The sequence below is a fragment of the Granulicatella sp. HMSC30F09 genome, from assembly GCF_001806915.1.
GTDB classification, from domain to species: domain Bacteria; phylum Bacillota; class Bacilli; order Lactobacillales; family Aerococcaceae; genus Granulicatella; species Granulicatella adiacens.
The window spans coordinates 25262-31820 of sequence record NZ_KV786420.1 but is presented as its reverse complement, the minus strand read 5'-3'; the positions used below and the strand labels follow the sequence as shown (position 1 = coordinate 31820).

The window sequence follows — 6559 nt, the reverse complement described above, 5'->3', positions numbered from 1 at the left end:
CGTTCGCTTCACAGTGATATTAATTTATCATAACCAAAGACTGTTTGCAAACGAAATGATTTATTTTTTAAAAAATTTTTCAATTCCTTTTTCATTGATTTTTCAATAAAGTCTTTACTTTCTTTTTAGAGGCTCGTATAATAAAAAGTACATCAGCCGAAATAGCTCAGTTGGCAGAGCAACGCACTCGTAACGCGTAGGTCGCAGGTTCGACCCCTGTTTTCGGCATCTATTAGAAAAGCGTTCAAGAAGAGGTCAAATGAATCTTCTCGAACGCTTTTTGTTATTATTTCTGTACGAGTATTCACTTTACTCTTTTGGAGCAGAGTAAACTGAAACGTGATTTCCCAAAATTTTAATCTCAACTGGAAGATCGTCTGATTGGTCTCCATCAACGTCAGACTCTAGTTTGGAATCCGATGAAATTTTTATATTTTTTGCTTTAATATATTCGATATTTTCATTTTCAACCACATCCCCTTTTAATATATTAGGAATGAGTGAAAGTTTTGAGAAGATAGAAGCATCTTTAAGAATCAATATATTGGCATAACCATCTTTGTTGTCATCAAACATTTTTTTGTCCGCATAATAGTTGGACAATAGAACAAGTACTTGACTAGCTTCACCATGATAGTTTCCATTCTCTGTTTCAACATGAATCGTAAACACCTCATCATTTAATACCGATTTCATTGTATTAATGGCGTACGCTAGAACACCATATTTTGTTTTATCTTCAATTTCAACATTGTGAATGGCTTCTGGCAGGGATCCCACACTAAAAATATATCCAAAGTAATGATCGTTAGCTTTCCCAATATCAATAGCGTTAGTATTGTTGAAATCGAGTTCTTCTATCGCTTGGTCAATATCTTGACTGATTTCTAATAATTTTGTAATTAAATTACCTGTCCCGCCTGGGATAATTCCTAGTTTAGGAATATATTCTTTTTCAGCTATTCCTGAAATTACTTCATTAACGGTACCATCACCACCAAACACTACTACAGCTTCAGCTTTTTCTTTAACAGCTTCTTCAGCAAAAATAGTTGCGTCTTTTGCTTTCTCGGTTATTCTAGTTTCAACAACGTCAAAATATTCTTTCGCTTTGTTTTCAATTTTTTCTTTATAATCCAAAGCTCTTTCTCCACCAGAAGTTGGATTAATAATAATCATTACTTTTTTCATCCTAAACATCTCCCTATTCTGTTGTTCAAAATCATTTTAAACCTACTTTCGAATAGCTTGCCTTATTAATATTCTAAGTATTTGTAATGCATTATAACATATGACAATGTATTCCTATTCTTTTTTATCTTACTTTAACGATAATCGAGGTCTATAAAAATAAGGCCGAGTAATTACCCGACCTTTTTATTTTGTACTAATTCAATTATCTTCAATACTACATCACTTGCTTTTTGCATGCTTTCGAGAGTTACGAACTCGTATTGCCCATGGAGGTTCTCAGCTCCGGTAAATAAGTTTGGAGTTGGGATTCCTTTATAAGTAATAATACATCCATCTGTTCCTCCACGGAATGGTTGAATATCTGGCGTGATACCACATTCTTTATAAGCCTCAATTGCTACTTCAACTGAAGTCATATCGTCTTTTAGGATTTCATACATATTATAGTACTCATCGTAAATCGTACATTCGATACGTGGCACATCATACGTTGCATTTTGCGCATCGACGATTTGTTGGAACCGCGCTTTTCTCTCTTCGAATTTCTCCATCGAGTGATCACGAATAATATATTCCAATTCAACCTTACCGATGTCGCCTGATTGTTTCGATAACATAAAGTAGCCTTCGTATCCACTTGTACGTTCTGGCACTTCATCTCCTGGCATGCGAGCAAATAGTTTTGCCGCTTCCGCCAAAGCATTCACCATGACATCTTTGGCTTGCCCTGGGTGGACACTTGTCCCGTGAATCGTTACCACCGCGCGAGCTGCATTAAACGTTTCATATTCTAACTTTCCTACCACTCCACTGTCTAAAGTGTAGGCAAATTTCGCAGGCATACGTTCCGCTTTAAACCGGTGTGCACCTTTACCGATTTCTTCGTCTGGGCCAAACGCTAACCAAATATCGCCATGCGGAATCTCTGGATGCACCATTAAGTGTAAGCAAGCTTCTAATACCGAAACGAGCCCTGCCTTATCATCGGCACCCAGCAGTGTTGTTCCATCTGTGGTAATCAACGTTTCCCCAATATAATTTTTGAGGTTTGGAAACTCGCTGACAGTCATTACCAAATTCTTCTTGGCATTGAGCACTACATCTTCCCCGTTATAATTCTCGTGAATTTGTGGATTGATATTTTCAGCGTTAAAATCCGCGGTGTCGACATGGGCGATAAAACCAATCGCCGGAACCGCACTTCCTTCTTCTAAGTTACTTGGCAAAAGCGCCACTAAGTAGCTATCCTCTGAATCGAGTTCTACTTTTTGAAAGCCATACTCCACTAACTCGCAACGAAGCATTTCTAAGAATTCCCATTGACTCTTTGTCGTAGGGATGCTAGTTGATTTCAAGTCACTACGCGTATTGATTTTCACATATCGAATAAAACGTTCTAACATTGTAGGATACATGTTAATAAGAGTCATCTTCTTTCACTTGGTGGAACTCTAAGTCTGCAATGGTTTCACGACCGAACATTTCAATCGCCACTTTAATTTTTTGTTTTTCGTGGTCAAGTTCTACTACTTTACCGCTCATATCGTTGAAGGCACCTTCAGTGATGATAACGTAGTCTCCAACAGATACATGTAAATCAACTGGAGCATGTACTTTTTCACCGATACGTCCTAAGATTGCTTCTACTTCTTCAGGTAATAATGGAGAAGGTTTTGACCCTGCACCATGCGAACCAACGAAACCTGTTACGCCAGGAGTGTTACGAACAACGTACCAAGCTTGGTCAGACATTACCATTTCAACTAATACATAACCAGGGAAAGTTTTTTCCACCGTTGTTTTTGTTTTACCATCTTTTACTTCAACTTCCTCTTCTTCAGGAACGATGACGCGAAAAATATTTTCTTCCATCCCCATGCTTTGGATACGTGATAGAAGATTTGATTTTACTTTGTTTTCATATCCTGAATACGTGTGTAATACATACCATTCTTTTTCCATTAATACTCCTCCTTAAAGAATCAACAACATTTTTCCATACAAAAAAACCTTCAAGACGAAGGTTTTTTCAACTGCTTTTAGTATATCACTAATCACTATAAAGTACTATTATTTTAAAAGGAATGTAATGAGTTGATGAATCCCATAGTCCACCACAACAAAAAAGCCTAATGCTACTACCACTGTAATAATTACTGTAATAGTATATTTGTTTACTTCTTTACCTGTTGGCCATGTTACTTTTTTCATCTCTTTAATAACATTTGATAAAAAACGCATGCTGGGTCTCCCTTTCCTCTTTATTTTGTTTCACGATGTAGTGTTTGTTTATTACAATATTTGCAGAATTTTTTGATTTCTAAACGTTCAACTCGACGATTTTGACCAAGAGTAATGGTATAATTTCTTGATCCACATACACTACAAGCTAACGCTGCTTTTTTCTGTGCCATTCTTTCACTACTTTCTATAAATCCATATCTATTTAATCATAAGGAAACAGCGAAATTTTGTCAAGTCAACACTAGTCCCCTAGCAATATTGCTACAAGAAGCAAAATAATTTGTAAAGAATGAATCATTACCATATTTTTAATGGCTAAAGCAAAGGTGGTTTTCTTATCTTGTACAGCTTTGAACTGCTGAATATGTTTATAAATAGGAATTCCAACTGCAAGAACACCAAGTAGTATCCATGGCGCAACTCCTAATAATACTGCTAGTACCATCGCACCGAACGCAACTGCATAAAGTACTTGATAAACCACTAATGCTTGTTTCTTTCCAATATAGTAAACCAATGTATAACGATGGTTGGTAATATCCATTTCTAAGTCACAAATATTGTTGCTTAACATGATATTGGCAATCGTACAAACAAGTGGCAATGATAATAGAAACACCTTTAACTGAGAAACAATATCCAGTTGCATCGTTAAAATACTTCCGTCTAACTGCACGCCTGCAAAAATAGTTCCTTCTGGCACATTTAAAAATACCGTAATCCAGAAAATCCCAAATCCCATCGTGAAGCCTGACAACACTTCACCAAGAGGCATCCGTGAAATCGGAATTGGACCAAAGGTATAGAAGACACCGATAAAGAAACAAAGTGCCCCGACCATTAGTAGAAGGATGTTTGTGCGCGCTACAAGAATGATCCCAAAAACTGCTGCAACTGCAAACAGAATTCCGAATACTTGCCAAGCTTTTTTCACCGTTAAACTACTTGTTCCAATTACATTATGATGATCACGATAGTCAGAGTTCTTTGCTTTTACATAGTCCATCAAATTATTCATAACGGTCGTTGCCATATCAAATGACAACATTCCAACAAAGAAGAGACACATGTTAAGAACGTTTATTTCTTTAAATAATATAAAAGAATAGCATAAAGCAGTTAAAAATGGGAAAACGCTAGCCAATTTCGTTCGCAATTCCACTAATTCAATAAACTCTTTTTTTGACATCATTCTATAGACTCCTTCAACTCAAGTGCTCCGTTTGTTAGTTTGAAAGTCTCTTTAATCGAATCGGATACATAGACCTTTTTATCCTTGGTCACAAAAATGACATCCACATCTTTATGGCTATTTGCATATTCCAATCCTTCTTTCACCCCAATAGAAAACATCGAAGTCGATAAAGCGTCTCCTTTAGTCGAACGATTTACAATTACCGATACTCCTTCGATATTATTCTCATAAGGATAACCCGTTTTAGGATTTAAAATATGATGATAGACTTGATTGTCCACTTTTAAGTATCGTTCATAGATTCCTGAAGTGACGATTGTTTTATCTTTTTCTAAAATCGTCCCTAAAGTTGTCCCGCGAGATTCTACTGGATCTTGAATTCCCACATTCCATGCAACCCCATTTCTTGCAGGGGAACCTCCCATAACAACAATATTTCCACCTAAATCGATAACGGCCGTCGTTACCCCTTCTTTAGCAAAATAATCCCAAACCTTATCGGCAATATATCCTTTTGCAATCCCGCCTAAATCCAATTTCATTCCTTTTTTCTTCAAGAACACTGTTTGTTCAGCATCATTTAGCTCTACTTCCTTATAATCGACAAGAGGGAGAACTGCATCAATTTCTTCTTGAGTAGGCTTTTTGGCATCATCAAATCCGATATGCCACAACGACGTTAATGGTCCCACAGTAATATCAAATGCTCCATTAAATTCCGCACTATATTCCAATCCCAATTTAATGAGTTCATAAACATCCGCGCTGACCTTTACAGGCTTTTCACCGGCAGCAATGTTTACTTCATCCACTTCAGATCCAGAAGCATTTACAGTAATTCTCTTTTCTAAATCTTTAATCATCTCTAAAGCACTCTCGATTAGAGCCTCAGAATTAGGATGATAGACGGACAATGAAACAGCCGTCCCTAATAAGAAATCTGTCTTTTTCACCGGAGATTTAATAATTTCTCTTGGAGTTTTAATTGATGCGCCAGAAACAGTGTCTGCTTCATTCTTCGGTTGACTTTGGCAAGCTGCTAAAACCGTTGTAGACATCACTGCCAAAAGGCCCCATTTCATCCATTTTTTTCTCATAACACTCTCCTTCTCATTCATCCTATATATTGTATCGCATTTTTCATAAAAACTAAACTTTACCTTAGTAAATCCTCACACTATTTCCAATCAATAAACTAAAAACTCCTGCACGAAAAGTACAGGAGTTCAGAGTCTTCACTTGTAATCCATTAGTTTTTTGGTGCTTCTACTTTAATTTCAGTAGTGTCGCCTTTTTTAGCAGCTTCAATTAATTTGTTTGCATATTCCACAAATGAAGTATGTGCGTTTGTTGCTCCTGCTACTACTTCAACATCTTTAGGATTTTGTTTAGAAACAAGACCTTCATTGTATGCTTTAAAGTATTCAGCTGGTCCAGTACCCAATTTATCTTTCATTGATTTTTCGTATGCAGCATCTGCTGATTTACGTTCACCTTTATCGTTTAAGTTGTCATAATCAGATTTAGTGATTTTTCCACCTTCAACAGTAATCGTAAATTCAACATGCCAACCACGTTTGTCAGCAGCTGATACTAATTTATAAGTACCATCTTTTAAAGCTGCATCAGATTTTTGTGCCGCCGCTTGTGTAGTTGCAGTTTGTGTTGTAGCTACTTGTGTTGTTGTTTTGCTTGAATCTGTTTTGCTGTTTCCGCCACATGCTGCTAAAACAAACACAGATGATAATAATACTGCTGTTGCAGATAAAGATTTTTTGATAGTCATGGTTTTTTCCATCCTTCTCTATATTTTATATTTCGTAACATCTATTATAGCATATCACGGGCAAAAGTCTAGTTTTCTCTGGAATTTTGTTCTTCTTTTCACTTAAAGAAATAAAGTGAAAAAGGTGTTTTCTGAAATGA

At 36.4% G+C, this 6559-nt stretch carries 8 protein-coding genes and 1 tRNA gene; 1 reads left to right on the top strand and 8 read right to left on the bottom strand.

Features of this window, described 5'->3' with window-relative positions; translation table 11 throughout:
• Window positions 1-155: 155 nt before the first annotated feature.
• A tRNA-Thr gene (locus HMPREF3103_RS04120) sits at window positions 156-228 on the top strand.
• 81 nt (window positions 229-309) lie between these two features.
• Here HMPREF3103_RS04120 and HMPREF3103_RS04115 read toward each other — a convergent pair.
• From HMPREF3103_RS04115 to HMPREF3103_RS04080, 8 genes are all read right to left on the bottom strand, one after another.
• The gene (locus HMPREF3103_RS04115) at window positions 310-1191 is read right to left on the bottom strand and encodes a diacylglycerol/lipid kinase family protein (protein ID WP_049554812.1); all 882 of its coding nucleotides are present in this window, start codon (window positions 1189-1191) and stop codon (window positions 310-312) included.
• 173 nt (window positions 1192-1364) lie between these two features.
• Window positions 1365-2624, bottom strand: coding sequence for a peptidase T (gene pepT, locus HMPREF3103_RS04110; RefSeq protein WP_082160239.1), 1260 nt, complete (start codon window positions 2622-2624; stop codon window positions 1365-1367).
• Window positions 2611-3156, bottom strand: coding sequence for a transcription termination/antitermination protein NusG (nusG, locus tag HMPREF3103_RS04105; protein ID WP_005606052.1), 546 nt, complete (start codon window positions 3154-3156; stop codon window positions 2611-2613). The genes pepT and nusG overlap by 14 nt, the downstream gene beginning before the upstream one ends.
• A gap of 108 nt (window positions 3157-3264) precedes the next feature.
• Window positions 3265-3435 (bottom strand): preprotein translocase subunit SecE, encoded by a 171-nt coding sequence (gene secE / locus HMPREF3103_RS04100; protein WP_070437407.1) that lies wholly within the window; start codon window positions 3433-3435, stop codon window positions 3265-3267.
• A gap of 20 nt (window positions 3436-3455) precedes the next feature.
• The gene (gene rpmG / locus HMPREF3103_RS04095) at window positions 3456-3608 is read right to left on the bottom strand and encodes a 50S ribosomal protein L33 (RefSeq protein WP_005606057.1); all 153 of its coding nucleotides are present in this window, start codon (window positions 3606-3608) and stop codon (window positions 3456-3458) included.
• 71 nt (window positions 3609-3679) lie between these two features.
• A complete protein-coding gene (locus HMPREF3103_RS04090) occupies window positions 3680-4630 on the bottom strand; it encodes a 1,4-dihydroxy-2-naphthoate polyprenyltransferase (protein ID WP_049554814.1) in 951 nt (316 codons plus the stop codon).
• Complete coding sequence (locus HMPREF3103_RS04085; protein WP_049554815.1) at window positions 4627-5730, bottom strand: FAD:protein FMN transferase; 1104 nt, start codon at window positions 5728-5730, stop codon at window positions 4627-4629. Before HMPREF3103_RS04085 ends, HMPREF3103_RS04090 begins: the two co-directional genes overlap by 4 nt.
• A 152-nt stretch (window positions 5731-5882) precedes the next feature.
• A complete protein-coding gene (locus tag HMPREF3103_RS04080; protein ID WP_246826956.1) occupies window positions 5883-6419 on the bottom strand; it encodes an FMN-binding protein in 537 nt (178 codons plus the stop codon).
• Window positions 6420-6559 lie beyond the last annotated feature (140 nt).